Origin of the sequence: Bradyrhizobium sp. LB14.3, assembly GCF_040547985.1 — a bacterium.
In the GTDB taxonomy this organism is placed as follows: Bacteria; Pseudomonadota; Alphaproteobacteria; order Rhizobiales; family Xanthobacteraceae; genus Bradyrhizobium.
On sequence record NZ_JBEPQT010000026.1, the window covers coordinates 40,960 to 66,323 of the forward strand.

Annotated in this window: 25 protein-coding genes; 20 read left to right on the plus strand and 5 right to left on the minus strand. The window is 65.4% G+C overall.

Features of this window, described 5'->3' with window-relative positions; all coding sequences use genetic code 11:
* The first annotated feature begins 74 nt into the window (after nucleotides 1-74).
* The 8 genes from pgsA to ABIB00_RS31670 all read left to right on the plus strand — a co-directional run bounded on the left by pgsA (nucleotide 75) and on the right by ABIB00_RS31670 (nucleotide 6,715).
* Nucleotides 75-692 (plus strand): CDP-diacylglycerol--glycerol-3-phosphate 3-phosphatidyltransferase, encoded by a 618-nt coding sequence (gene pgsA / locus ABIB00_RS31635; RefSeq protein WP_247352966.1) that lies wholly within the window; start codon nucleotides 75-77, stop codon nucleotides 690-692.
* Complete coding sequence (gene moaD, locus ABIB00_RS31640) at nucleotides 689-940, plus strand: molybdopterin converting factor subunit 1 (protein WP_354107054.1); 252 nt, start codon at nucleotides 689-691, stop codon at nucleotides 938-940. The genes pgsA and moaD overlap by 4 nt, the downstream gene beginning before the upstream one ends.
* A 3-nt stretch (nucleotides 941-943) precedes the next feature.
* Nucleotides 944-1,441, plus strand: coding sequence for a molybdenum cofactor biosynthesis protein MoaE (locus tag ABIB00_RS31645; RefSeq protein ID WP_354107055.1), 498 nt, complete (start codon nucleotides 944-946; stop codon nucleotides 1,439-1,441).
* Complete coding sequence (gene prmB, locus ABIB00_RS31650) at nucleotides 1,441-2,400, plus strand: 50S ribosomal protein L3 N(5)-glutamine methyltransferase (protein ID WP_354107056.1); 960 nt, start codon at nucleotides 1,441-1,443, stop codon at nucleotides 2,398-2,400. Before ABIB00_RS31645 ends, prmB begins: the two co-directional genes overlap by 1 nt.
* Nucleotides 2,401-2,489: 89 nt before the next feature.
* Nucleotides 2,490-3,089, plus strand: coding sequence for a phage holin family protein (locus tag ABIB00_RS31655; RefSeq protein WP_247352959.1), 600 nt, complete (start codon nucleotides 2,490-2,492; stop codon nucleotides 3,087-3,089).
* Nucleotides 3,090-4,220 carry a YihY/virulence factor BrkB family protein gene (locus ABIB00_RS31660; RefSeq protein WP_354107057.1) on the plus strand — a complete coding sequence of 377 codons (1,131 nt, stop codon included), beginning with the start codon at nucleotides 3,090-3,092 and terminating at the stop codon, nucleotides 4,218-4,220.
* A gap of 143 nt (nucleotides 4,221-4,363) precedes the next feature.
* Entirely contained in the window at nucleotides 4,364-5,845 is a 1,482-nt protein-coding gene (locus ABIB00_RS31665) for an EAL domain-containing protein (protein ID WP_354107058.1), read from the plus strand.
* A 15-nt stretch (nucleotides 5,846-5,860) separates the two neighbouring features.
* Nucleotides 5,861-6,715, plus strand: a complete 855-nt coding sequence (locus tag ABIB00_RS31670) for a TIGR01459 family HAD-type hydrolase (protein ID WP_247352956.1) — start codon at nucleotides 5,861-5,863, stop codon at nucleotides 6,713-6,715.
* 117 nt (nucleotides 6,716-6,832) lie between these two features.
* Here ABIB00_RS31670 and ABIB00_RS31675 read toward each other — a convergent pair whose 3' ends face one another.
* Nucleotides 6,833-7,228, minus strand: coding sequence for a response regulator (locus ABIB00_RS31675; protein WP_007596883.1), 396 nt, complete (start codon nucleotides 7,226-7,228; stop codon nucleotides 6,833-6,835).
* A gap of 227 nt (nucleotides 7,229-7,455) precedes the next feature.
* Between ABIB00_RS31675 and ABIB00_RS31680 the strand changes: the two genes are divergently transcribed.
* The 7 genes from ABIB00_RS31680 (at nucleotide 7,456) to arfB (ending at nucleotide 16,468) form a co-directional block, all read left to right on the plus strand.
* Nucleotides 7,456-8,427 carry a bifunctional riboflavin kinase/FAD synthetase gene (locus tag ABIB00_RS31680; RefSeq protein ID WP_354107059.1) on the plus strand — a complete coding sequence of 324 codons (972 nt, stop codon included), beginning with the start codon at nucleotides 7,456-7,458 and terminating at the stop codon, nucleotides 8,425-8,427.
* Nucleotides 8,428-8,631: 204 nt separating this feature from the next.
* Nucleotides 8,632-11,646, plus strand: coding sequence for an isoleucine--tRNA ligase (gene ileS / locus ABIB00_RS31685; RefSeq protein ID WP_354107060.1), 3,015 nt, complete (start codon nucleotides 8,632-8,634; stop codon nucleotides 11,644-11,646).
* Nucleotides 11,647-11,657: 11 nt separating this feature from the next.
* Nucleotides 11,658-12,152: a signal peptidase II gene (gene lspA / locus ABIB00_RS31690; RefSeq protein WP_354107061.1), complete on the plus strand. Its 495-nt coding sequence runs from the start codon at nucleotides 11,658-11,660 to the stop codon at nucleotides 12,150-12,152.
* Nucleotides 12,153-12,249: 97 nt separating this feature from the next.
* The gene (locus tag ABIB00_RS31695; protein WP_247353091.1) at nucleotides 12,250-12,978 is read left to right on the plus strand and encodes a hypothetical protein; all 729 of its coding nucleotides are present in this window, start codon (nucleotides 12,250-12,252) and stop codon (nucleotides 12,976-12,978) included.
* A gap of 205 nt (nucleotides 12,979-13,183) precedes the next feature.
* A complete protein-coding gene (locus tag ABIB00_RS31700; protein ID WP_247447896.1) occupies nucleotides 13,184-14,575 on the plus strand; it encodes a M16 family metallopeptidase in 1,392 nt (463 codons plus the stop codon).
* The gene (locus tag ABIB00_RS31705) at nucleotides 14,572-15,936 is read left to right on the plus strand and encodes a M16 family metallopeptidase (RefSeq protein ID WP_354107062.1); all 1,365 of its coding nucleotides are present in this window, start codon (nucleotides 14,572-14,574) and stop codon (nucleotides 15,934-15,936) included. The genes ABIB00_RS31700 and ABIB00_RS31705 overlap by 4 nt, the downstream gene beginning before the upstream one ends.
* A gap of 115 nt (nucleotides 15,937-16,051) precedes the next feature.
* A complete protein-coding gene (gene arfB, locus ABIB00_RS31710) occupies nucleotides 16,052-16,468 on the plus strand; it encodes an alternative ribosome rescue aminoacyl-tRNA hydrolase ArfB (RefSeq protein WP_247352946.1) in 417 nt (138 codons plus the stop codon).
* 59 nt (nucleotides 16,469-16,527) lie between these two features.
* On the opposite strand, the gene ABIB00_RS31715 is transcribed toward arfB, so the two are convergent.
* Nucleotides 16,528-16,941 (minus strand): hypothetical protein, encoded by a 414-nt coding sequence (locus ABIB00_RS31715; RefSeq protein ID WP_247352944.1) that lies wholly within the window; start codon nucleotides 16,939-16,941, stop codon nucleotides 16,528-16,530.
* Between the two features lie 200 nt (nucleotides 16,942-17,141).
* Here ABIB00_RS31715 and ABIB00_RS31720 point away from each other — a divergent pair, with 200 nt between their 5' ends.
* From ABIB00_RS31720 to ABIB00_RS31735, 4 genes are read left to right on the plus strand one after another with little or no spacing between them, the layout of a single operon-like run.
* The gene (locus tag ABIB00_RS31720; RefSeq protein ID WP_247352942.1) at nucleotides 17,142-17,528 is read left to right on the plus strand and encodes a c-type cytochrome; all 387 of its coding nucleotides are present in this window, start codon (nucleotides 17,142-17,144) and stop codon (nucleotides 17,526-17,528) included.
* A complete protein-coding gene (locus ABIB00_RS31725) occupies nucleotides 17,529-17,924 on the plus strand; it encodes a VOC family protein (RefSeq protein WP_247352940.1) in 396 nt (131 codons plus the stop codon). It abuts the gene before it with no gap.
* 45 nt (nucleotides 17,925-17,969) lie between these two features.
* Nucleotides 17,970-18,518 (plus strand): gluconate 2-dehydrogenase subunit 3 family protein, encoded by a 549-nt coding sequence (locus tag ABIB00_RS31730; RefSeq protein ID WP_247352938.1) that lies wholly within the window; start codon nucleotides 17,970-17,972, stop codon nucleotides 18,516-18,518.
* Nucleotides 18,519-18,546: 28 nt separating this feature from the next.
* A complete protein-coding gene (locus tag ABIB00_RS31735) occupies nucleotides 18,547-20,115 on the plus strand; it encodes a GMC family oxidoreductase (RefSeq protein ID WP_354107063.1) in 1,569 nt (522 codons plus the stop codon).
* 108 nt (nucleotides 20,116-20,223) lie between these two features.
* On the opposite strand, the gene ABIB00_RS31740 is transcribed toward ABIB00_RS31735, so the two are convergent.
* Nucleotides 20,224-20,541 carry a ribbon-helix-helix domain-containing protein gene (locus tag ABIB00_RS31740; protein WP_354107064.1) on the minus strand — a complete coding sequence of 106 codons (318 nt, stop codon included), beginning with the start codon at nucleotides 20,539-20,541 and terminating at the stop codon, nucleotides 20,224-20,226.
* Nucleotides 20,542-20,793: 252 nt separating this feature from the next.
* On the opposite strand from ABIB00_RS31740, the gene mutL reads away from it, so the two are divergent.
* Complete coding sequence (mutL, locus tag ABIB00_RS31745) at nucleotides 20,794-22,596, plus strand: DNA mismatch repair endonuclease MutL (protein WP_354107065.1); 1,803 nt, start codon at nucleotides 20,794-20,796, stop codon at nucleotides 22,594-22,596.
* Between the two features lie 9 nt (nucleotides 22,597-22,605).
* Here the strand turns inward: mutL and rsmD are convergent, their stop codons facing one another.
* Nucleotides 22,606-23,160 (minus strand): 16S rRNA (guanine(966)-N(2))-methyltransferase RsmD, encoded by a 555-nt coding sequence (rsmD, locus tag ABIB00_RS31750; RefSeq protein ID WP_354107066.1) that lies wholly within the window; start codon nucleotides 23,158-23,160, stop codon nucleotides 22,606-22,608.
* A gap of 2 nt (nucleotides 23,161-23,162) precedes the next feature.
* A complete protein-coding gene (locus ABIB00_RS31755) occupies nucleotides 23,163-25,283 on the minus strand; it encodes a pseudouridine synthase (protein ID WP_354107067.1) in 2,121 nt (706 codons plus the stop codon).
* Nucleotides 25,284-25,364: the final 81 nt, after the last annotated feature.

Here is a 25,364-nt window from a genome sequence, read left to right on the forward strand (position 1 = left end):
GGTCGTCGCATCTCGCACCCCATTTGGGGAGCGGACCGGTTGACCTTCAGGCTGCAGCGGTATTGGTAGGACGGATGAACATCGCCACGACACGAGGGACGACCAGCCGCGCGATGTCCCTCCCGAACCTTCTGACCTACGGCCGGATCGCTGCGATCCCGGTCGTGGTCGGGTGCATTTACGCGCAGTCGATCGTGGACGGCCCTCTGTGGCTGCGCTGGGTTGCGGTCGCCATTTTCATCGCGGCCGCGGTCACGGACTATCTCGACGGCTATTACGCGCGGATATGGAATCAGCAATCGGCGTTCGGCCGAATGCTCGATCCGATCGCCGACAAGCTGCTGGTCGCCTCGTGCCTCCTCATGCTGGCCGCCGACGGCATCATCCACGGCTGGTCGCTGTGGGCTGCCATCGTGATCCTGTGCCGCGAGATCCTGGTCTCGGGCCTGCGCGAGTACCTCGCCGCGCTGCGCGTCAGCGTGCCCGTGACCAAACTTGCGAAGTGGAAGACAACCGTTCAGCTCATCGCCATCGGCTTCCTGCTGGCCGGTCCGGCCGGCGATGAGGTGATACCCATGGTCTCGATGGTCGGACTGGTCCTGCTCTGGGCCTCGGCAATCCTCACCATGTACACCGGCTACGACTATTTCCGCGCCGGCATCCATCACCTCATCAAGGAGGATGAGGGATGAAGGTGAAGTACTTCGCCTGGGTGCGCGAGCGCGTCGGCAAGGCCGAGGAGACGATCGAACCGCCTGCGGCCGTACGCACGGTGGAAGAGCTGATCGCCTGGCTATCCGGCCAAAGCGAAGCCTACGCCTACGCGTTCGAGAAGCCGAAGGTGATCCGCACCGCGATCGACCATACCCACGTCAAGCCGGACGCCGCGATCGCGGGCGCCCGTGAGATCGCGTTCTTCCCACCGATGACCGGCGGCTAGGCCATGACCTCTCCCGTCACCGCCTCTCCCGTCACCGCGTGCCCCGTCACCATCCGTATCCAGCAGGACGATTTCGACATCGCGCGCGAGATCGCGGTCCTGACCGGGAGCCGCACCGACATCGGCGCGGTCGTGAGCTTCTCCGGCATCTGCCGCGGCGACGAGGACAGTGCAAAGATCGCCGCGCTCACGCTCGAGCATTATCCTGGTATGGCGGAGGAAGAGATCAGGCGTCACGCCGACGAGGCCACCGCGCGCTGGCCGCTCAACGGTGTCACTGTGATCCATCGCGTCGGCCGGTTCATGCCCGGCCAGAACATCGTGCTGGTGCTGACCGCCTCGCAGCACCGCCAGGCGGCGTTCCAGGCAGCCGAGTTCCTGATGGATTATCTCAAGACCAACGCGCCGTTCTGGAAGAAGGAAGAGAGCGCCACCGGCACCGGCTGGGTCGAGGCCCAGGCCCGCGACGACGAAGCCGCCGCACGCTGGACCCGACCCTGATGGCAACAACATCCAAAAAGACCATGCGCGGTCGCGCCGCGCCAAAGCTCGCGAAAGTGGGCCGCGGCGAGCTTGTCGCGCTGATCGATTTCGTCCGCTATGCGGTGAGCCGCTTCAACGAGGCCAAGCTCGCCTTTGCGCATGGCACGACCGATCCGGTCGCGGAAGCGGCCTTCCTGGTCTGTGAAGCCCTGCATCTGCATCCCGAACAGTTCGAGATTTTTGCCAACGCGCGCGTCACGGCCGCCGAGGGCAAGACCATCATCGATCTCATCCATCAACGCGTCACCACGCGCAAACCGGCCGCCTATCTCGTCAACAAGATCTACATGCGCGGCCTGCCCTTCTATGTCGACGAGCGCGTCATCGTTCCCCGCTCCTTCATCGGCGAGCTGCTGGATTCGCATTTCGGCGGCGACGGCGAAGCCGGCTCGCTGATCGACGATCGCGCCGCCGTCGAGCACGTGCTCGATCTCTGCACAGGGTCGGGATGCCTCGCTATTCTCGCCGCGCATCATTTCCCGAACGCCACGATAGACGCCGTCGATATCTCGAAGGGCGCGGTCGAAGTCGCCCGCCGAAATGTCGGCGAATACGGGCTCGATGACCGGATCAGCCTGCATCGCGGCGACCTGTTCGCCCCGCTCGGCGACACCAGATACGACCTGATCATCACCAACCCGCCTTATGTCGACGCCGAAGGCATGGCGGCGCTGCCGCCGGAGTGCCGGGCCGAGCCGAAGCTCGCCTTCGACGGCGGTGCCGACGGTTTCGACGTGGTGCGCAGGATCCTGCGCGAGGCGCCCGAACACCTGACGCCGGATGGCGGGCTGATCTGCGAGATCGGCCGCGGCCGCGAGCTGGTCGACGAGGCCTTCCCGGAGCTGCCGCTGCTCTGGCTCGACACCGAGGATTCCGAGGGCGAGGTGTTCTGGATCGCGGCAGCCGATCTCGGCTGATCCGTCACGACCGGCAGACCTCGTCGGAACAAGTCAAATACCGCCACGTTCATCCCCGGACGAATGTCTCGCTCTCGGAGGATATCCGCATGCTCGCGCCATCGGGCGAATTGCTGCGCGCCGGCGTCGCGCTCAAGCTCAACCATCTCAAGCGCGCCGCCCGGTCCTATGCCCGTGACCGGAGCAATCAAGCCACAGGGCGCATGACGTCGTACGCGGTTGCGGCCGGACTGCTCGCGGTTGCCGGCTTGTTCGTCGTTGCAGCCTTCTTCGTCGGCCTGATCGCGCTGTACCGCTGGGTTGCAATCCATTACGGACAATTCTGGGGGTTCGGCGCCGTCGGCGGCGTGCTGTTGGTGCTGGCCGGCGCCTGCGCCGGCGTGGCCATGGCTCAGATGAAGCGCAAGACCAAGCCGATCGTGCCGCTCGCCAGCCGCCTGCGCGCGGCTATCGCCACCCCGCGCATCCCGCGCGGAACGGTAAAGCAGGCGGTGAAAGAGGTCGCGACGACAATTCCCCTGGTGCCGCTCGCGCCGGGCGAACGCGGCCACGAACGAGGACATGGCGGCAGCACATGGCCGGTTCGATCCAACCGGCCCGTGCAACTCGGGCTGATGCTCGCGGCTGTCGGGCTGGTAGGGCTCACGGCAGCGCGTCGGCGGCGTCACGGCCACGGAGCGGACAGCTAAATGCGTGTGCGGCGCGCCGAGCAACTCGACAGCTGGCTGCTGGTGGCAGCCACGACCGTGTTTGTGCTCACTGCAGAACGGTATTTCCAGGATTCCGGCCTGATCCGGCCGGGACCTCCGCAAGACCATCGCAACAGCGAGGCGAATTCGCCGGAAACGAGCCCGACAGGCGCAGCCACGCAGCCCGGCCATGGCCGCCGCTCGAAAAGCCCGTTCGCGATCCCCTGGGCTGGCTGGAAAGACATCTTCTGGCGCACCTATCAGCGCGTCGGCGACGATCGCCTGCTCGCGACCGCCGGCGGCGTCGTTTTCTTCGGGCTGCTCGCGATCTTTCCGGCCGTCACAGCTCTGGTTTCATTCTATGGCCTGTTCGCCGATCCCTCGACGATCAGTTCCAACCTGCAGTCGCTCGCGATGATGCTGCCCGAGGGTGCGTTCCAGATCGTCGAGGACCAGGTGGCGCGCGTCGTGTCGAACGGCGGTGCGACGCTTGGTGTCACCTTCCTGTTTGGCCTCGTGCTCGCGATCTGGAGCGCCAATGCCGGCGTCAAAGCCATCTTCGACGCCCTCAACGTCGCTTATGAAGAGCGCGAAAAGCGCAGCTTCATCCGGCTTAACGCGGTCTCGCTGGCCTTCACGGTCGGTGGCATCGTTGCCCTGCTGCTGATGGTGGGCGCCGTCGTCGCCTTCCCGCTCGCGCTCAATCATCTCGGCATGGCGCCCGAAAGCAAGCTGATCGTGGCGCTGGCGCGATGGCCGGTGCTGTTCGTCATTCTCCTTGCGGCGCTCGCCGTCCTCTACCGTTTCGCGCCCAGCCGCGATGCGCCGCGCTGGCAATGGCTGAGCCTCGGCGCGGTGACGGCCGCGATCCTCTGGATCGCCGGCTCGGCGCTGCTGTCCTGGTATCTCTCGGAATTCGCCAACTACAATGCGACCTACGGCTCGCTCGGCGCTGCGATCGGCTTGATGACGTGGATGTGGATGTCGGCCATCGTCATCATGTTCGGGGCCGAGCTGAACTCGGAGGTCGAACGGCAGACCCTGCACGACACGACCACCGGGCCGCCCAAGCCGCTTGGCACCCGTCAGGCCGTCTCGGCCGACACGGTCGGCGCTGCGGCGCCGTCCTGACTCTGCAGGAGGGCCGCTATCCCCTCGAATCAACAATGATGCTAACGTCATGCTCGCTTGGGGGAGCATAGGGCGTGACGGGTTCGAAACGCCACCCGTGTTTTCCCGGTCAGGCAGTCAGCTCTTGAGGCGTAACGCGCGGCATGATTCGTATTTCGACGATCTTCATCGCCATCTGCATGGTTCTGGTCGCGGCCTCGCTCGGCCTTGTGCTGTACGCGGTCGCCGGCATCAGCGGAACCGAATCCGCGATCGTGGCGCTGACGGCGCTGACCTTCCTGATCCTCTACAATGCAGTGTCGATGCGGCTGCGCGACCGCAGCGACGTCGGCGGCCAGATCGCCGACCTTTCGCGCGGCACCGCCGACCTCGCCCGCCAGGTGGCCGAGTACGGCCGCCGGCTTGCCACGATCGAAGGACGCATCGCCTCCTCCAATTCGACCAACGCCGACCGCATCCAGTCGGTGGTCGGCGAGATCAACGAGCTCGGCGGATTGGTCAGGCAGCTCGCCACCACCGTGTCGGCTCATGAGGATCTGATGGCCGGCAACGCGCCGCCTCCGGCTCCCGCTCCGGTCGCGAGGCTGGAGCCGGAGGGGCCGCTCGACCTGATGGCTCCGTTCGACGAGGAGCGGCCGGCTGCCCCTGCCCCAGTCCCCGCGCCGCCGCCACGACCGGCACCACCGGCGATCCAGATCCAGACCGCCAATCCGGTTCAGACGGCGAACGGCCGCAACCAGACCCAATTGCTGACGACGCTGCGCAACGCGATCGACGAGAACCGCATCGACATCTTCCTCCAGCCGATGGTGACGCTGCCGCAGCGCAAGGTCCGCTTCTACGAAGCCGTGACGCGCCTGCGCGACGAGCGTGACCAGCTGATCGCGGCCGAGGAGTTCATCAGCCTCGCGGAGGCCTCCGGCCTGATCGGGCGCATCGACAACATGGTGATGCTGCGCTGTGTGCAGGTGCTGCGGCGCCTGATGGTGCGCAACAAGGATGTCGGCGTGTTCTGCAACGTCGCGGCTTCCACGCTCGGCAATTCCACGACCTTCGCGCAATACCTCGACTTCCTCGAAGCCAATCGGGCGCTGGCGCCCTCGCTGGTGCTGGAATTCAAGCAATCGATCTTCCGCAATCTCGGCGCGGCCGAGACTGAGAACCTCGCTGCGCTCGCCCAGCGTGGCTTCCGTTTCTCGATCGACCATGTCACGGATTTGCGCATCGAGCCGCGCGAGCTCGCCGACCGCGGCGTGCGCTTCATCAAGGTGCCGGCGTCCCTGCTGCTCGACCCCAAACAGGCGTCGACCTCGGACATCCACCCCTCGGACCTCTCGGATCTGCTCGGCCGCTTCGGCATCGACCTGATCGCCGAGCGAATCGAGGGCGAGCGCGCCGTGATCGACCTGCTCGACTACGACGTGCGGTTCGGCCAGGGGTTTTTGTTCGCGCCGCCCCGACCATTGCGGCCGGAGGGGGCATCTGCTACCGCCGGGGCCCCGTCGAACCAGGCACAGGACACTCAGGAATCGAATGGCTCCGGCACACCCAGCTCAGGCGCGACATCAGCTGCGCCTCCGCCACAGCGCGTCACCGGCAACGCGGCGCTTGCGCGCCGCATCTGATCGGCCGCACGCATCATGACGACGCTGCATTTCGCCAAGAGCCTGCGCGAACTCGTGGGTGGCGTGGACGTCGTGCTCAGCGACATCTGGGGCGTGGTCCATAACGGCCTCGAATCCTTCCCCGAAGCCTGCGAGGCGCTGCACACCTATCGCAGCCATGGCGGCACGGTGATCCTGATCACCAACGCGCCGCGCCCGGCCGACTCCGTGCAGCGGCAATTGCGCAAGCTCGGCGTCGCCGACGAGACCTATGACGCGATCGTCTCATCGGGCGACCTGACGCGGCTCTATGTCGCCGACCATCCCGGCCGCAAGATGTTCTGGCTCGGGCCTGAGCGCGATAACTCGATCTATCGCGGCCTCGACGCGGTGCTCGCACCGCTGGAAGAGGCCGATTACATCGTCTGCACCGGCCTCTATGACGACGAGACCGAGACGGCCGAAGACTATCGCGGCATGATGCTGAAGGCGCGCGAGCGCAAGCTGACGCTGATCTGCGCCAACCCCGACATCGTGGTGGAGAAGGGCGACCGATTGATCTATTGCGCCGGCGCGATCGCGGAGCTCTATCGCGAGCTCGGCGGCGAAGTGCTCTTCTACGGCAAGCCGCACCGGCCGATCTACGAGCGCGCGATGGCGCTGGCCGGCGAACGCCAGGGTCACCAGATCGACCGCAAGAAGGTACTCGCGATCGGGGATTCCGTGCGCACCGACCTTACCGGCGCGCGCGAATTCGGCATCGATTGCCTGTTCGTGACCCGCGGCATCCATGCCGAGGAGTTCGAGGGTCTCGACCAGCTCGATCCGGCTTCGGTACTGGAATTGTTCGGCCATCCGCCGAAGGCGCTGATGCGCGAACTGAAGTGGTAACGAGCTGATCGTCATTCCGGGGTGATGTGAGCATCGAACCCCGAATGACAAATCCAGCACAGAAAGCCCGGGACGATGCCCGGGCCTTCCGAATTCGATGATGGCTTCGATTGCGCCTTACGCGCTCGCCATGTCCGGGAAGACCGCCTCGATCTTGGTCTTCAGCGTCGCCGCGTTGAACGGCTTGACGATGTAGTTGTTCACGCCGGCCTTCTTGGCCGCGATCACGTTCTCGGTCTTCGATTCGGCCGTGATCATGATGAAGGGCGTGGTGGCGAGGTTCGGATCCGCGCGCACTTCGCGCAGCAGGTCGTAACCCGTCATCGGCTCCATGTTCCAGTCGGAAATCACGAGCCCGTATTTCTTGCCGCGCATCTTGTTCAGCGCTGCCGAACCGTCGCTGGCATCATCAATATTCTCGAAGCCAAGCTGCTTCAGGAGGTTCCTGATGATACGGATCATGGTGCTGTAGTCATCAACCACCAGAACCGACATCGACAAATCAACCGCCATCTCGACTCCCCCAACGCAAACCCAGGAAATATTACGATCGGACCTGCCAGACCGGAGCCGGCGGTTCCACGCTCAAGGACTAACACCGAGGCGTTAAACAGCGCGTTAACCGGGGAGGCCGCCGTTGAACGGAAATCGCATTCGATGCGGCCGCCCCTCCCGCTTGACTTCATCCGGCCCGTCGCGCCACGGTCCCGGCCGGTCCCGCCGGCTCGAGAATTCCCCTGATGGCTCCGCATTTTACCGTTATCCGCGACACCACGCCGGACTCCGCTATTGCGAGGGGCGCCGTGGTCGCCATGGGCAATTTCGACGGCGTTCATCTCGGCCATCGCGCCGTGATCGCTGCAGCCCTGGAAATGGGCCGGACGCATGGCCGCCCTGCGCTGGCATTGACCTTTGAGCCGCATCCGCGCCGGTTTTTCAGCCCCAACACCCCGCAATTCCGCCTCACGGACGAGCGGGCCAAGCTGCGGCTTCTGGCCGGCACCGGACTTGCCGGCGCCGTTGTCATGACCTTCGACAAGTCCCGCGCCGGGACCAGCGCGCAAGACTTCATTCACCATGACCTGATCGGGCGCCTGGGCATCGGCGGAATCGCCGTCGGCTACGACTTCCATTTCGGCAAGGGTCGCGTCGGCTCGCCGAGCCTCCTCGTCAACGAGGCGCCCCGGCTCGGTATCGAGGTCGACGTGCAGCCGCATGTCGATATCGACGAGCGGCCGGTCTCCTCCAGTGCGATCCGGATCGCACTCGCCGAAGGTCAGCTCGACGAGGCCACCACCATGCTGGGCGCACCCTGGTTCATCACCGGCGAAGTCATCCACGGCGAGAAGCGTGGCCGCGATCTCGGTTATCCCACCGCCAACATCAGGCTCGACGCGAATTGCGGCCTGAAGCACGGGATCTATGCGGTGCGGGTCGGTCGCGGCGCCGAGCGGCTGGACGGGGTGGCAAGCTTCGGCCGCCGCCCGACGTTTGATAATGGCGCCCCGCTGCTGGAAATCTTCCTGTTCGACTTCAAGGGCGACCTTTACGGGCAGGCGCTGGATTGCGCTTTCGTCGGCTTCATCCGTGAGGAGCTGAAATTCGACGACCTGGATGCCTTGATCCGCCAGATGGACGACGATTCCGCCCGCGCCCGCGCCATCCTGGCAGCCGCCCCTGACGCATTTCCGAGGCTTGGAGCGATTGACTGAGGTCCCAAAGCCGGCCTGCCGGGCCTTTGCGCTTCGCCGGCCCGGCTGCTATGGAGGGCCCCATGTTTGCGCGGCGCATCATAGGGATTAGCGGCCCGGCTTCCGCCTGAGCCTTCGGCTCGGCGCAAGACCGGGATGTTGTCGTTTCACCCCGCGATTCCGCATCGCCATCCGTTCCCGCGCACTTCCGAGCCAGTCAGCCCCATGTCCGATAAGCCGCAAAAGTCCGACATCCAAAAGTCCGACGCCAAAGACTATTCCAAGACCCTGTTCCTGCCGCAGACCGAATTCCTGATGCGCGCCGGCCTGCCGCAGCGCGAGCCGGAGATCCTCAAGCGCTGGTACGAGATGGGCCTCTACGAGAAGCTGCGCGAGAGCGCCAAGGGCCGCGACAAGTTCGTGCTGCATGACGGCCCGCCCTATGCCAATGGCAACATCCATATCGGCACGTCGCTGAACAAGATCCTGAAGGATCTCGTCACCAAGAGCCAGCAGATGCTCGGCTTCGATTCCAACTACGTGCCGGGCTGGGACTGCCACGGTCTGCCGATCGAGTGGAAAGTCGAGGAGGAGCATTATCGCAAGAAGGGCAAGCAGAAGCCCGACTTCCGCGACAGTGCCGCGATGATCGATTTCCGCAAAGAGTGCCGCGCTTACGCGACGCACTGGCTCGGCGTGCAGCGCGAGGAATTCAAGCGCCTCGGCGTGATCGGCGACTGGGACCATCCCTACGCCACCATGAGCTATCCGGCCGAGGCCCAGATCGCGCGCGAGTTGATGAAGTTTGCCGCCAACGGCACGCTCTATCGCGGCTCCAAGCCGGTGATGTGGAGCGTGGTCGAGAAGACCGCGCTCGCCGAAGCCGAGGTCGAGTACGAGGACTACACGTCCGATACGGTGTGGGTAAAATTCCCGGTCACCTCGCCCGCGCATGGTGCGCTCGCCTCCGCCAGCGTCGTGATCTGGACCACGACGCCGTGGACGCTGCCGGGCAACCGCGCCATCTCGTTCTCGCCGAAGATCGCCTATGGCCTCTTTGAGGTCACGGACGCCCCTGGCGACAACTGGGCCAAGACGGGCGATCTCCTGATCCTTGCGGACGCGCTCGCCGAAGAAGTGTTCAAGCAGGCGCGCGTGACCGCCTACAAGAAGGTCCGCGACATCCCCGGCGATACCATCGACGCGATCGAATGCGCCCACCCGCTGAAGGGTCTTGCCGACAGCTACGAATTCATCGTGCCGCTTTTGCCAGGCGATCACGTCACCGACGACACCGGCACCGGCTTCGTGCATACGGCTCCCGGCCATGGTCGCGAGGACTTCGACGCCTGGACGGCGCAGGCACGCGATCTCGATGCGCGCGGCATCAACACCGCAATCCCCTACACCGTCGACGAGAACGGCGCCTATACCGATCATGCCCCGGGCTTTACCGGCAAGCGCGTCATCAACGACAAGGGCGAGAAGGGCGAGGCCAACGAGGCCGTCATCAAGGCGCTCGTCGAAAGAGGCATGCTGCTGGCACGCGGCCGGCTGAAGCACCAATATCCGCATTCCTGGCGCTCCAAGAAGCCGGTAATCTTCCGCAACACGCCGCAATGGTTCATCGCGATGGACAAGGATATTGCGGCAGGCGGCAAGACCAAGTCCGACGACACGTTGCGCGCCCGCGCGCTGCATGCGATCTCGGTGACGCAATGGGTGCCGCCATCCGGCGAGAACCGCATCAACGGCATGATCGAGTCGCGGCCCGACTGGGTGATCTCGCGCCAGCGCGCCTGGGGCGTGCCGATCGCCGTGTTCGTGCGCGAGAAGGGCGACGGCTCGGCCGAGATCCTTCAGGACGAGGCCGTCAATACGCGCATCGGCGAAGCCTTCGAGAAGGAAGGCGCAGACGCCTGGTACGCGAAAGGCGCGCGCGAGCGCTTCCTTGGGCCGCACGCGAACGAGGACTGGCAGAAGGTCGACGACATTCTCGACGTCTGGTTCGATTCCGGCTCGACTCACGCCTTCGTGCTCGAAGACCCCGTGCACTTCCCCGGCCTCGCCGGCATCAAGCGCAAGGTCGACGGCGGCAAGGATACCGTGATGTATCTTGAGGGCTCGGACCAGCATCGCGGCTGGTTCCACTCCTCGCTGCTGGAGAGCTGCGGCACGCGCGGTCGCGCGCCTTACGATATCGTGCTGACCCACGGCTTTACCCAGGACGAGCACGGCCGCAAGATGGCGAAGTCGCTCGGCAACACCATCGCGCCGCAGACCGTCATCAAGGAATCCGGCGCCGACATTCTGCGGCTCTGGGTCGCCGCCTGCGACTACACCGACGACCAGCGCATCGGCCCCGAGATCCTGAAGAACACAGTCGAGACCTATCGCAAGCTGCGCAACACCGTGCGCTGGATGCTCGGCACGCTGCATCATTACAAGCCGGCCGACGCGGTCGCGGCCGCCGAGATGCCGGAGCTCGAACGGCTGATGCTGCACGAACTCGCGGTCCGTGCTGTCGTCGTCCACAAGGCCTATCAGGAGTTCGACTACAAGACCGTGGTCGCGACCCTGTCCGCCTTCCTGAACAGCGAGCTCTCGGCGTTCTATTTCGACATCCGCAAGGACACGCTCTATTGCGATCCGCCGTCCTCGCCGACGCGCAAGGCGGCGCTGACCACGATCGACCTGCTGTGTCACGCGATCCTGAAATGGCTGGCGCCAATCCTCAGCTTCACGGCCGAGGAAGCCTGGCGGATGTACAGGCCCGACGCCGAACCCTCGGTGCACCTGACACAGTTTCCCCACGACCTCGAAAGCTTGCGCAACGACAAGCTCGCCGCGAAGTGGGAAGCGATCCGCAACGTCCGCCGCGTCGTCACCGGCGCGCTGGAGCTCGAGCGCGCCGCCAAGAACATCGGCTCGTCGCTGGAGGCCTCGCCGGTGATCTATGTCGCCGACCGCGACATGCTGGCGACGCTGTTCGACACCGACCTCGCCGAAATCTGCATCACCTCGAACTACGAGGTGCGCGAGGGCGAGGCGCCAGCGTCTGCGTTCCGGCTCGATGCCGTGCCCGGCGTCGCCGTCGTGGTGGAGAAAGCGGTTGGCACCAAATGCGCCCGTTCCTGGAAGATTTCGCCGACGGTGGGTGAAGATCCCGAATACCCCGACGTCACCCCGCGCGACGCCCGAGCGCTGCGCGAATGGAAGGCGCTGGGGGTGGGGGTCTGATCCCCGCGGCCATGACCCCGCTCCGCGCCGGCATCCTCACGGCCTTGCTCACGCTCGTGGCCGACCAGGCCTCAAAGCTCTGGCTGCTGAACGTGTTCGACCTCGCCCGTCGCGGCGCGGTAAAGGTGACGCCGTTCTTCGACCTGGTGCTGGCCTTGAACATCGGCATCAGCTTCGGCTGGCTTCAGAACGACGGTCAGGCGGCGCAGCTGGCGCTGATGGCTGTCAAAGTCATTGCGGTGGTCGCGCTGGGGGTCTGGATGGTCCGCTCACACACCCTGCTGGCAACCATCGCGCTCGGGCTGATCATTGGCGGCGCCATCGGCAATGGCATCGACCGCTTCGCCTATGGCGCGGTGGTCGATTTCGCCCTGTTCCACATCGAGATCGGCGGAAATACCTATAATTGGTACGTGTTCAACCTCGCCGACGTGGCCATCGTTGTCGGCGTGGCGGCGCTATTGTATGATTCCTTCCTGGGGGCACCCGCCGCAAAAGCGCCCTGATCCCGGCCGATACGGACCGGCAGGCGGAACCTTGCTTTTGCGGGGGGTTATGCCGCGCGAGAGCGGCAAACTGGCACATTTTGGAACAGGTACAGTGATGCGCAGCTCGAAGACCAGCGGTTCGATGGTTCGAGACCCCAAGCAGGGGTTCTGGCGGGCACTGAAATTGTCCGCTGTTGCCCTCGGCATCGGTCTCGCCATGTCGGCAGGCGCGGCCCGCGCCGGTGACGGCGATGATGCCGATGACGACGACATGACCTTCGAAGAGAAGCTCATCGACAATCTGATGTCCGGCATCGGCGCCAAGAGCATGGAAAAGCCCGGCATTGAATACCGCGAGCGCTCGCCGCTGGTGGTGCCGCCCAAGCTCGACCTGCCGCCGCCCGCGACCCAGACCCAGAATGCGCCGAACTGGCCCAAGGATCCCGAGGAGAAGCGCCGCAAGGAAGCGATCGCCGCGCGGAAGAAGGCCACCAAGGCGACGGAGAACTGGCAGGCCGCCCAGCCGCTGACCCCCGCAGAGATGAAGGCCGGCCAGACGGCCGCTCCCGAGCGCACGAGCAACGATCCCATTCAGCCGGGCGCCAACAGCAACCCGTCGCTCAGCCCCGCCGAACTCGGTTTTACCGGCGGGTTGTGGAATATGATGAAGGGCGGCAAGAGCGCCGAGAACAAGCAGTTCACCACCGAGCCGCCGCGCTCGTCGCTGGTCGAGCCGCCGCCGGGATACCAGACGCCGTCACCGAACTACGCCTATGGCGCCGGCGAGGACAAATCGCGGCGGACCTATTTCGACATCATGACGGGCAAGGACAAGGTACAATAGCGCCCCTCACCCGCCGCGACGTCCTGACAGGCGCGAACCCGGCACCGGCGGCTGATGCACGCCGGACGCGGTCTATAAATTGCTAATCAGTAACTTGCCTACGAGTTGCGTTCTCTGCTTCGTGACGCGAAGCCTCAGCCGCACGGTGTAGCATGCCGTGCCTCCGAGCCGGACATCCGGGCTCGGCCTTTCACCAGGGATCATGATGTCCGCAAACCGATCGGTTGCCTGCCTCCTTGCCGCGCTGCTTTCGACCAGTGTCCTCTCAGCCAGCGCCGCGTTCGCCCAGACCACGGTGACATCGGCTCCGCCCGCCAGCTTCACGCTCGGTAACGGCATGCAGGTCGTGGTGATTCCGGACCACCGCACGCCCGTCGTCACGGAGATGATCTGGTACAAGGTCGGCTCCGCAGACGAGACGCCGGGCAAGTCCGGGCTCGCGCACTTCCTCGAGCACCTGATGTTCAAGGGCACCTCGAAGCATCCGGTCGGCGAATTCTCCCAGACCGTGCTCCGCGTCGGCGGCAACGAGAACGCCTCGACCTCGGTCGACTACACCAACTACTACCAGCGCGTGCCGCGCGAGCAGTTGCCGACCATGATGGAGTTCGAGGCCGACCGCATGACCGGCCTGATCCTCAAGGACGAGAACGTGCTGCCTGAGCGCGACGTCGTGCTCGAAGAGTACAACATGCGCGTCGCCAACAGCCCCGACGCGCGCCTCAACGAGCAGATCATGGCCGCGCTCTATCTCAACCATCCCTATGGCCGTCCAGTAATCGGCTGGCACCAGGAGATCGAGAAGCTCAATCGCGAAGACGCACTCGCCTTCTACCGCCGCTTCTATGCGCCGAACAACGCGATCCTGGTGATCGCCGGCGACGTCGACGCCGCCGACATCCGTCCGTTGGTCGAGCGCAATTTCGGTTCCATCCCGGCGCAGCCCGCGATCCCGGCGCAACGCATCCGCCCGCAGGAGCCGGAGCCCGCGGCACCGCGCACCGTCACGCTGTCCGACCCGCGCGTCGAGCAGCCGAGCCTGCGGCGCTATTACCTGGTGCCCTCGGCGACCACGGCTGCAGCCGGCGAAAGCGCGGCCCTCGACGTGCTGGCGCAGCTGATGGGCAGCGGCAGCAATTCCTATCTCTACCGCGCGCTGGTGGTCGACAAGCCGCTCGCGGTCTCCGCCAGCGCCAGCTATTCGAGCATCTCGCTCGACCCGACCCAGTTCGCGATCTCGGCTTCGCCGAAATCCGGCGTCAGCTTCGCCGAAGTCGAGCAGGTGGTCGACGGCGTCATTGCCGACATCGCCCAGAACCCGGTTCGCGCCGAGGATCTGGAGCGCGTGAAGACCCAGCTCATCGCGGAGGCGATCTACGCCCAGGACAACCAGGCTGTTCTGGCGCGCTGGTATGGCGGCGCGCTGACCACGGGCCTGTCGATTGAGGACATCCGGAGCTGGCCCGACCGCATCCGCGCCGTCACCGCCGAGCAGGTCCGCACCGTCGCGCAGAAATGGCTCGAGAAGAAGCGCTCGGTGACGGGCTATCTGATCAAGGACACCGCGACCACCAAGCGCGAGGAGAAGCGTTCGTGACCTATCCCTTCCTTCGACGCGTCGCATTCTCCCTCGTCACCGGCGCGGCACTCGCGCTCGCTGCGGTGGCGCCGTCGCAGGCGGCTGCAAAGATCCAGCATTTGACCTCGCCGGGCGGCATCGAAGCCTGGTTCGTGCAGGATGCGACCGTGCCGCTGATCGCCATGGAATATTCCTTCGCCGGCGGCTCGGCCCAGGATCCCAAGGACAAGTCGGGCCTCGCCAATCTGGTCGGCGATCTCCTCGACGAAGGCTCCGGCGATCTCGACTCCAAGACCTTCCATGAGCGGCTCGACCGCCGCGCCATCGAGCTCTCCTTCAGCGCCACCCGCGACACATTCCGCGGCAGCCTGCGCATGCTGCGCGACAACAAGGACGAGGCCTTCGACCTGCTGCGGAGCGCGCTGACCTCGCCGCATTTCGAAACCGCCGATGTCGAACGTATCCGCTCGCAGGTGATCTCGGGCCTGCGCCGCGAGACCACCAACCCGACCTCGCTGGCGAGCCGCAAATTCCTGGAGGTCGCCTTCGGCGAACATCCTTACGGCCGGCAGTCCAACGGCAACCTCGACAGTGTCCCGACCATCACGATCGCCGACATGAAGGATTATGTCGGCCGCGTACTCGCCAAGGACACGCTGAAGATCGCCGTGGTCGGCGACGTCGATCCAGCCACGCTCGGCAAGCTGCTCGACCACACGTTTGGCAGCCTGCCCGCCAATGCCAATCTCGTGCCGATCCCCGACGTCGAAGCCGCCAGGCCGCCGCAACGCGCCTTCGTGACGCTCGACGTTCCCCAGACCGTGATCACCTTCGGCGGCCCCGGGGTGAAGCGCAGCGATCCGAACTTCATGGCGGCCTACGTCGTCAACCACATTCTCGGCGGCGGCGGGCTGTCCTCGCGGCTTTATCGCGAGGTGCGCGAGAAGCGCGGGCTGGCCTATTCGGTGTTCGAATCGCTGCTCTGGATGGAGCATTCGGCGGTCTTCATCGGCAATACCGGTACCCGTGCCGACCGTGCCGGCGACACCACCGACGCCATCGAGAAGGAAGTGCGCCGGATCGCCGAGGAGGGCCCGACGCAGAAGGAGCTCGACGAGGCCAAATCCTATCTCAAGGGCTCACAGATGCTGGCGCTCGACACCTCCTCGAAGCTCGCGCAGGCGCTGCTGCAATATCAGCAGGACAAGCTGCCGATCGACTATATCGAGAAGCGCAACGGCGTCGTCGATGCGGTGACCCTGGACGACGCCAAGGCAGCCGCCAAGCGCCTCTGGGGCCAGGGGCTTCTGACCGTCGTCGTCGGCCGCGCTCCGCAGGCCGCGGCGCAACCGGCCGCAGCGGCCCCGAAGTCGAACTGACTTCCGCTACGTCGCTTGGAATGGCCGGGTTCGCCCGGCCATTTGCGTTTCGGATGAGCGCCATTGCCGAACGTAGACGTCCGCGATATGTCCGGACATCACGAATGGTGCCACCATGCTGCGGATATCCCGCGATCTCGTCATCGACGAGGACGACATCGAGATCGGCTTTGTCCGCGCCTCCGGCCCGGGCGGGCAGAACGTCAACAAGGTCGCGACCTCGGCGCAATTGCGCTTCGATACCCGGAAGCTGACGCTGCCGGAGGATGCCGCGTTGCGCCTCGCCCGGCTCGCAGGGCAGCGCATGACCAAGGACGGCGTCATCGTGATCCAGGCCCAACGCTTCCGCACCCAGGAGCGCAACCGCCAGGACGCCATCGACCGCCTTACGGAGATGCTCGGCGAAGCCATGGTCCGGCCGAAGCCGCGGCGCGCGACAAAGCCGACCTTTGGCTCCAAGCAGCGCCGGCTCGAGGGCAAGAAGCGCCGCAGCGACATCAAGTCGAAGCGCGGCGGACATTTCGACGACTAGCTAGCGCAGAAAACTCCGGCCGCAGGGCGACCGGAGTTCTGCCGTCAGACCCGGCCGGGTTAGTAACGCTTGGATGGGGCAGCACCGCCCGTCGTGGGATCGTCGGCGGTCCCCTTATGCGCAGCGCTGCCGGTGGTACCGGCCGTGCCTCTGGTGCCTTTGGTCGACTTCATGCCGGTCTTCTCGCCCGCTGCGCCCGGCTGAGCACTCATCTCCTCATCGCCACTGCCCATCGTGCCGCCTTGCATGGGTTTGCTTTGCACGGTGCCGCCTGTCTTGGCGGATGGCGCGCCTTGCGCGAGAACGGGCGTCGCAATGAGAGCCGACAGAGCGCATGCGATCATCGAGGTCTTCACCAACTTCATCCATTTCTCCTGGATTTTTTTGCAATGAATGGCTCGGCCGTTCCCGACACCGCTTGCCAGCACCGGTCCATTGCATCGCGTAAAGAAATCAAGCGGCGCATTGGTCATGCAATCCGCATCATGTGGTAATCGTTTAGGGATTTGACGGCGGTTTCGCGGAATTGTGCTCCGCATATTAGGCAGTGCGGAACACACGCGGCCGTGAGCATCTCCGCTCGCGGCGAAACAGCCCGCTACTACCACCGCATGTTTGGCCGCGCCTAGAGTTTGCGCACGCTGAATTGACGTGGACGGGCGGGCTTTTGACGATGCGCGCGATCGTGCTGGGATTGTGCACCGCGATGGTGCTGGTGGTGCGGGTGGCCGAGGCGCAAATGCCTTTGCCGACCGCAAAGCCGCCGGATGGCGCAACACTGTTCAAGCAGCACTGCGCGGTGTGCCACACCTTGAGCTTGTCAGAACCGATGCGGCAAGGCCCTTCACTGGTGAAGATCGTGGGCCGCCCCGCCGGCAAGGCCGAAGGCTTTAAATACTCAGAGGCGCTGTCGAAAGCCGACTTCGCCTGGGACGAGACCAGGCTCGACGCTTGGCTGACCGATCCGCAAGCCGTCGTTCCCGGCGTGACCATGGTCTACCGGCAGGCGAAGCCAGAGACGCGCGCTGCCGTTATCGCTTATCTGAAGGAGCAGAACTGAATGGCGAAGCCCGTTCATTCCATGATCCGCGTGCTCGACGAGGCGCGCTCGCTCGACTTCTACAGACGCGCCTTCGGCCTGGAGATCGCCGACCATCTGAAATTTTCGGACTTTGCCCTGATCTATCTGCGTCACCCCTCCTCACCCTTCGAAGTGGAGCTGACGGTGAACTCTGATCGCGAGGAGCCGTACCAGCTCGGCGACGGCTATGGACATCTCGCCGTGGTGGTCGAGGATCTCGATGCCGAACATTCCCGCTTCGAGCGTGAAAAGCTCGCACCGGGTCCGCTGCGCGACTTCAAGCACGACGGCAAAACGCTGGCGCGCTTCTTCTTCGTCAGTGACCCTGACGGCTACAAGATCGAGGTGATCCAGCGCGGCGGACGGTTCAACTGATCAAACTACAAAAATCAAAATCACAAAAATCGAAGGAGGAATGCCATGAGAGAAGTCGATCGTCGAAGCAAGCACAGCCGCCGCATCTTTCTCAAGGGCGCCGCGGCCGCCGTTCCGGTCGCGGCAGTCGCGACCAGCGTCGCCGTCAGCATCGATGGCGCCTGGGCCGATGAGGCAAGCGCCCTTTCGCCTGCGACGATGAAGACACTGCTGAAGGTCGCGCGCGATATCTATCCACACGACGCCCTCGGCGACAGCTACTACATCACCGCGATCAAGCCGTGGGACGGCAAGGCGGCGAAAGACGCGTCCGTCAAGGTGCTGATCAGCGACGGCATCACCAGGCTCGATCAGAACGCGCGTGATCGCCACAAGGCGCCCTATGCCGAAGTGCCCTGGGAAGCCGACCGCGTGGTGCTCTTGAAGGAGATCGAGCAGAGCGACTTCTTCCAGAAGGTGCGCGGCGACCTCATCGTCTCTCTCTACAACCAGAAGGAGGTCTGGCCGCGGTTCGGCTACGAGGGCTCCTCCGCCGAGCACGGCGGTTACATCAACCGCGGCTTCGCCGACATCGACTGGCTGCCGAAGGCTTAAGGCCACCCAACGGTTCAGGAGAACGCAAATGGCAAAATTCGATCTGAACGACTCCAGCGTTGTGGTGATCGTCGGCTCCGGTGCCGGCGGCGGCACGCTGGGCAACGAGCTCGCACAGAAGGGCGTCAAGGTCGTCATTCTCGAAGCAGGTCCCCGCATCGAGAATCAGGACTTCGTCAATGACGAGTGGGAGAGCTTCTCGCAGCTCGCCTGGACCGACGCGCGTACCACATCGGGAACATGGCGCGTCGCAAAAGACTTCTCGGGTCTTCCTGCCTGGATCGTCAAGGCGGTCGGCGGCTCGACAACCCATTGGGCGGGCGCGTCGCTGCGCTTCGACGAGCACGAGTTCAAGGTGAAGAGCACCTACGGCAACCTTCCCGGCGCCAACCTGCTGGACTGGCCGGTCACGCTCGCGGAGATGGAGCCGTGGTACGCCAAGGCCGAGAACAAGATGGGCGTGACCCGCACCAACGGCATTCCCGGACTTCCCGGCAACAATAACTTCAGGGTGATGGAGGCCGGCGCGAAGAAGCTCGGATACAAAACCGTGCACACCGGCAACATGGCCATCAACAGCCAGCCACGAGATGGCCGCGGCGCCTGTCAGCAGATCGGCTTCTGCTTCCAGGGCTGCAAATCCGGCGCGAAATGGTCGACGCTCTACACTGAGATACCTAAGGGCGAGGCGACCGGCAATCTCGAAGTCCGCCCCGCGAGCATGGCGGTCAAGATCGAGCATGACGCGGGCGGCAAGGTCACCGGCGTGGTGTACGCCGACGAGACGGGCGCGATGCAGCGCCAGAAGGCACGCATCGTTGCGGTGGCCGGCAATTCGATCGAAAGCCCGCGGCTGCTGTTGAACAGCGCATCCACGATGTTTCCGGACGGCCTTGGCAACTCGAGTGGTCAGGTTGGCCGCAACTACATGCGCCACATGACCGGCAGCGTCTACGCCGTGTTCGAGAAATCGGTGCACATGTATCGCGGCACCACCATGGCCGGCATCATCCGCGACGAGGCCACCAACAATCCGAAGCGCGGCTTCGTCGGCGGCTACGAGATGGAGACGCTGTCGATCGGCCTGCCCTTCATGGCGGCGTTCCTCAACCCCGGCGCCTGGGGACGCCCGTTCACCGCAGCGCTCGACGGCTATGCCCGAATGGCCGGCATGTGGCTGGTCGGCGAGGACATGGCACAGGAGACCAACCGCATCACGCTCGATCCAACCGTGAAGGACAAGTTCGGACAGCCGGTCGCAAGCGTGCATTTCGACGATCATCCCAACGATCTCGCGATGCGCGCGCATGCCTACAAGCAGGGGGCGGCGGTCTACGAAGCCGTCGGCGCCACCGTGAGCTATCCGACGCCGCCCTATCCGAGCACGCACAATCTCGGCACCAACCGGATGAGCGAGAAGCCGCGCGACGGTGTGGTCAACAAGTTCGGGCAGAGCCACGACGTCAAGAATCTGTTCGTCTCCGACGGCAGCCAGTTCACCAGCGGCGCTGCCTGCAATCCGACGCTGACCATCGTCTCGCTCGCGATTCGGCAGGCGGATTACATTGCCGGCGCGATGCAGAAGAAGGAGATCTGAGCGCTCTCTCCTCGTCATTGCGAGCGAAGCGAAGCAATCCAGAATCCCGCCGCGGTGACGGTCTGGAATGCTTCGTCGCGCAATGACGGCGGAGGGGTCTCATAGCCGCTATTCGGCTGCATCGAGAATGGGCGCGACAGTTGCCTTGAACTCCTGCAGCGGCACCATGCTCCTGGAGCGATAGATCAGGCAGGAGCAGCGCAGCAACGAGGCGAAATTATTGACCTCGCCGTGGTGGTCGAGCACCTCGGTGTAGAGCGTCGTCAGGAACTTGCCGACGCTCATGTTCTCCTTGGCCGCGATCTCGTCCAGCGTGTCCCAGAATGCCATTTCCAGACGGATCGAGGTGCAATGCCCACCGATCCGTAACGAACGGGTCTGGGATTCGTAGTCGCGTTGGGGCTGGTGCGCGAAGAGATGGCACATGGCGTCCTCCCGTCCTGTTGCCGTTTTTTCACGATGCTACACCGCAGCCCGGTACCCCACAATCGGGACCAGCACCCGGAGATCAATCCATCCGGGGTGCGCGATTTTCTCGAACGTCCAATCTCTTCAATGCGATAGACGGCCCTTTTCCCCAGCCCGCCACGTTCCTGTTGCCCAACACATGCTTTTGACGCAACACGGCCTAGAATAGCGCTGTCAGCGAATCCAGATCGCAAGCCCAAGATCGAGTTCATGCCCGTCCGCCAATTGCCAGAACAGGTCGTCAACCGCATCGCCGCCGGCGAGGTGGTCGAACGTCCCGCGAGCGTGGTCAAGGAACTGGTCGAAAACGCCATCGATGCCGGCGCGAGCCGGATCGACGTCTTCACCGATGGCGGCGGGCGCCGGCGGATCGGCATCACCGACGACGGCGGCGGCATGACCGCCAAGGACCTGTCGCTGGCGGTCGAGCGTCACGCCACCTCCAAGCTCGACGACGAGGACCTGCTGCAGATCCGCACGCTTGGATTCCGCGGCGAGGCGCTGCCCTCGATCGGCTCGGTCGCGCGGCTCTCCATCACCACGCGGCATGCCGGCGAGCCGCACGCCTGGGCGCTCAATGTCGAGGGCGGCGAGAAATCCGGGATCATGCCGGCGGCGTTGGCGCATGGCACGCGGGTCGAGGTCAACGACCTCTTCTACGCGACGCCGGCGCGGCTGAAGTTTTTGAAGACCGACCGCACCGAGGCGGAAGCGATCCGGGAGGTGGTGCGGCGGTTGGCGATGGCGCGGCCCGAAATCGCCTTCACGCTGGCGGGCGAAGAGCGCGCGCCGGTGACCTGGGCTGCGGCGCTACCCGGCGTCGCCGGGCGCCTGACCCGTCTCGGCGACATCCTGGGGGCGGAGTTCCGCAGCCATGCCATCGAGGTCCATGCCGAGCGCGAGGGCGTCGTGGTCGCCGGCTATGCCGCGGCGCCCGCGCTGACCAAAGCCAACGCGCTCGGGCAATATCTTTTCGTCAACGGCCGCCCGGTGCGCGACAAGCTGATCCTCGGCGCGGTGCGGGGGGCCTATGCCGATTATCTGCCGCGCGACCGCCATCCGGTGCTGGCGCTGTTTGTCACGCTCGATCCGCGCGAGGTCGATGCCAACGTCCATCCGGCCAAGACCGAGGTCCGGTTTCGCAACGCAGGCCTCGTGCGCGCGCTGATCGTGCACGGATTGAAGGAAGGGCTCGCGCGGGAGGGCCGGCGTACGGCCGCAAACGGCGGCGAGAGCGCACTATCTTCGTTCCGCCCCGCATTCACGCCGCGCCCGGCAAGCTGGGACTGGCGGCAGTCGCCATCCGGCCCGATGCCGTCTTTCGACGGTGCCGCCGCGCCCGCCTTCGCCGAGCGTGCGCAGGCCGCATTCGACGTCGGCGCGCCGAGCGCCGACGTGCGGATCGAGAGCCGGCCTGTCGGCGACTTTGTCGACCGTCCGCTCGGCGCGGCACGCACCCAGATCCACGAGACCTATATCGTCTCGCAGACCCGCGACGGGTTGATCATCGTCGACCAGCACGCCGCGCATGAACGCATCGTCTACGAGCGGCTGAAGGCTTCGCTCGCCGCCAATGGCGTGCAGCGGCAGATCCTGCTGATCCCCGAGATCGTCGAGATGGACGAGGCCACGGTAGAGCGCCTGCTCGAGCGCAGCGAAGAGCTGACGTCGTTTGGCCTTGCGATCGAATCCTTCGGCCCCGGCGCGGTCGCGGTGCGCGAGACGCCGTCACTGCTCGGCAAGACCAACGCGGGCGGGCTGTTGCGCGATCTTTCCGAGCACATGGCCGAGTGGGACGAGGCGCTGCCGCTCGAGCGCCGCCTGATGCACGTCGCCGCAACCATGGCCTGCCACGGCTCGGTGCGCGCCGGCCGCAGGCTGCGGCCGGAGGAGATGAACGCCCTGCTCCGCGAGATGGAGGACACCCCGAACTCCGGCCAGTGCAACCACGGCCGCCCGACCTATGTCGAGCTGAAGCTGTCGGATGTGGAGAAGCTGTTCGGGCGGCGGTGACTTCGTAGGCTACGGCGCCTTCAAAAACACGAACTCCGTGTCGTCATACGCCCGCCGCTCCAATTCCTCGTAACCCTCAGGCGTCGCGAACTGCGCAGCCTTCGCCTCTTCCACCACGAGCAGCGCGCCTGGCGTGAGCCAGCCGCCATCACGCAGGCTCGCGAGCGCCTTCTCCGCAAAGCCGTTGCCGTAGGGCGGATCGAGGAACACCAGCGAGAACGGCTCGACCGGATGTGCAGGCCCGAGGTCGGTCGCATCGCGGCGATAGACCTTGGTGACGCCGCCGAGGCCCAGCGACTCGACATTGTTGCGGAGCAGGGCGCGCGCTTCCGCGCCGTTGTCGACGAACAGCGTGAATTTCGCGCCGCGTGACGACGCCTCGATGCCGAGCGCGCCGGTGCCGGCGAAGAGATCGAGCACGCGCGCGTCCGAAATCGGATCGTCATAGGCGTGCACGAGGATGTTGAACACGGACTCGCGCAGGCGGTCCGCCGTGGGGCGGATGTCGCGCGAGGACGGTGAGGCCAGATTGCGCCCCTTCAATCGACCGCCGACGACGCGCAACGTCAGTCCTCCTTCGGCGCCAGATCGCGCTTGCCGTGATAGCCGCGCTTGGGACGGCGCGGCGGGCCGTAGCCACTGGCTTCGGACTCGTTGCGCTCGCGCGCCTCCTCGCTGCCGGTGCGCTGCACCAGCACGCGGCGGCCCTTGCGGTCGCTGATCACGCCGCGCTTGCTGGCAGGCTTCTTCTCGCGCGGCGCGTCGTCTCCCTCACGCGCGGCAGATTTCTGCGGCACATCGAACTGCGCACCCGACTTCTCGATGATCTTGTCGCCGAGCTGGTCGCGCAGCACGCGCGACTTGATCTCCTCGACCTGGCCTTCGGGGACCTCGCCGAGCTGGAACGGTCCGTAGGACACCCGGATCAGCCGGTTCACCTCGAGCCCGAGATGGGCGCAGACGTTGCGCACTTCGCGGTTCTTGCCTTCGCGGATCGCGAAAACCAGCCACACATTGGCGCCCTGGTCACGCTCCAGCGTGGCGTCGATCGGACCGTATTTGACGCCCTCAACCTCGATGCCGTTCTTCAGCTCGTCGAGCTGCGCCTGCGTGACGTCGCCGTGGGCGCGGACGCGATAGCGGCGCAGCCAGCCGGTGTCCGGCAGCTCCAGCGTGCGCGCGAGCCCACCATCATTGGTGAGCAGCAGCAGGCCCTCGGTGTTGAAGTCGAGCCGGCCGATCGAGATCAGCCGCGGCAGGCCTTCGGGCAAATTGTCGAACACGGTCGGACGCCCCTCGGGGTCGTCATGCGTCGTCATCAGCCCGCGCGGCTTGTGATAGAGGAACAGCCGCGTGCGCTCGCGCTCCGGCATCGGCTTGCCGTCGATGGTGACGACATCGTTCGCGGTGATGTCGAGCGCCGGCGAATTGATGACACGGCCGTTGACGGCGACGCGGCCCTGCGTGACCATCTCCTCGGCATCGCGGCGCGAGGCGAGGCCCGCACGCGACAGCACCTTGGCGATACGCTCGCCGGCCTTCTTCGGCTTCGGTGCTTCGTCCCGGCGCGGGCGGCCTTCGAAGTCCCGATCACGGCCGCGATAGGCGCCGCGACCGCCGAAGGCCGGACGTTTCTCGAAGATCCTGCTGTCGTCCTCGTTTTCGCGGCGCGGACGATCGCTCTCGCTGCGCGGATGCTCGTGCCAGTCGGAGCGCTCGCGCGGACGATCGAATTTCGGGCGGTCGCCGCCGCGCCCACCACGCTCACCATCGCTGTCACGACGGGGCCGATCGAACTTGGGACGATCATCGCGGGGACGATCGAATTTGGGACGCTCACGGAACGGACGATCACCCGATGGACGATCGTCGCGCGAACGCGAAAAGCGCGGACGGTCTTCGCCGCCGCCTTGCCGATCGTCGCGCTTCTGCCAGGGCTTGTCCTGACCGCGGTCGCTGCCGCCAAAATCCTTGCGCGGGCCCTTGCTGAAGTCCTTGCGCGGCGGCCGGTCCCCACGGGGAGCCGCATCGCGCTTCTGCCAAGGCTTTGAATCGCTGCGCTCGCCACGGTCCGGTGCGCCGCGCGAAAACTTCCGCTCGCCGTCGAACTTGCGTTCCGGACGGTCGCCACGCGGTGCGTAAGGTCGCTTGTCGCCAAACTTCGTGTCACCGGTCCGGCCGGACGGACGGGAATCGTCGCGATCCCTGCGCGGCGGACGGTCATCACGCCCATAGGACGGGCGATCACCGCGCGGCTTGAACGGCCGCTTCTCGCCATCGCGCGAGGGGCGATCAGAAAATGGGCGGTCGCCACGGGGCTTGAACGGGCGCTTCTCGCCGTCGCGCGACGGACGATCGGAAAACGGACGGTCTTCACGCGGCTTGAAGGGACGATCGCCACGCGGCTTGAAGCTGCGCTCGCCACGATCCTCGCCGCGCGGCCGGTCTTCGCGCTTGAACTTCGGGCGGTCGCTGAAATCGCGGCGTGGCGCATCACCGTCTTCGCGGCGGCGGACCGGTCGGCTGTCACTGTCGCCGCGGGGCGGGCGGCTGTCGCCCTTGCCCTCAAATCCGCGCTTGGCGAACTTCTTCTCGGGGCCCCGAGCCTTGCCGGAACGGCCGCCCTTGGCCGGGCCACGGTCGCGCCGGCCGCGGGAATCATTGTCTTTGTCGCTGTCGCGAGGCATGAATAATCTCACTCAGGGGGTGGCCAGAAAGCATTGTGCGCGCTCGTTTCGAGCCGCATGCTCAGGCAAATTCGGTAAGCA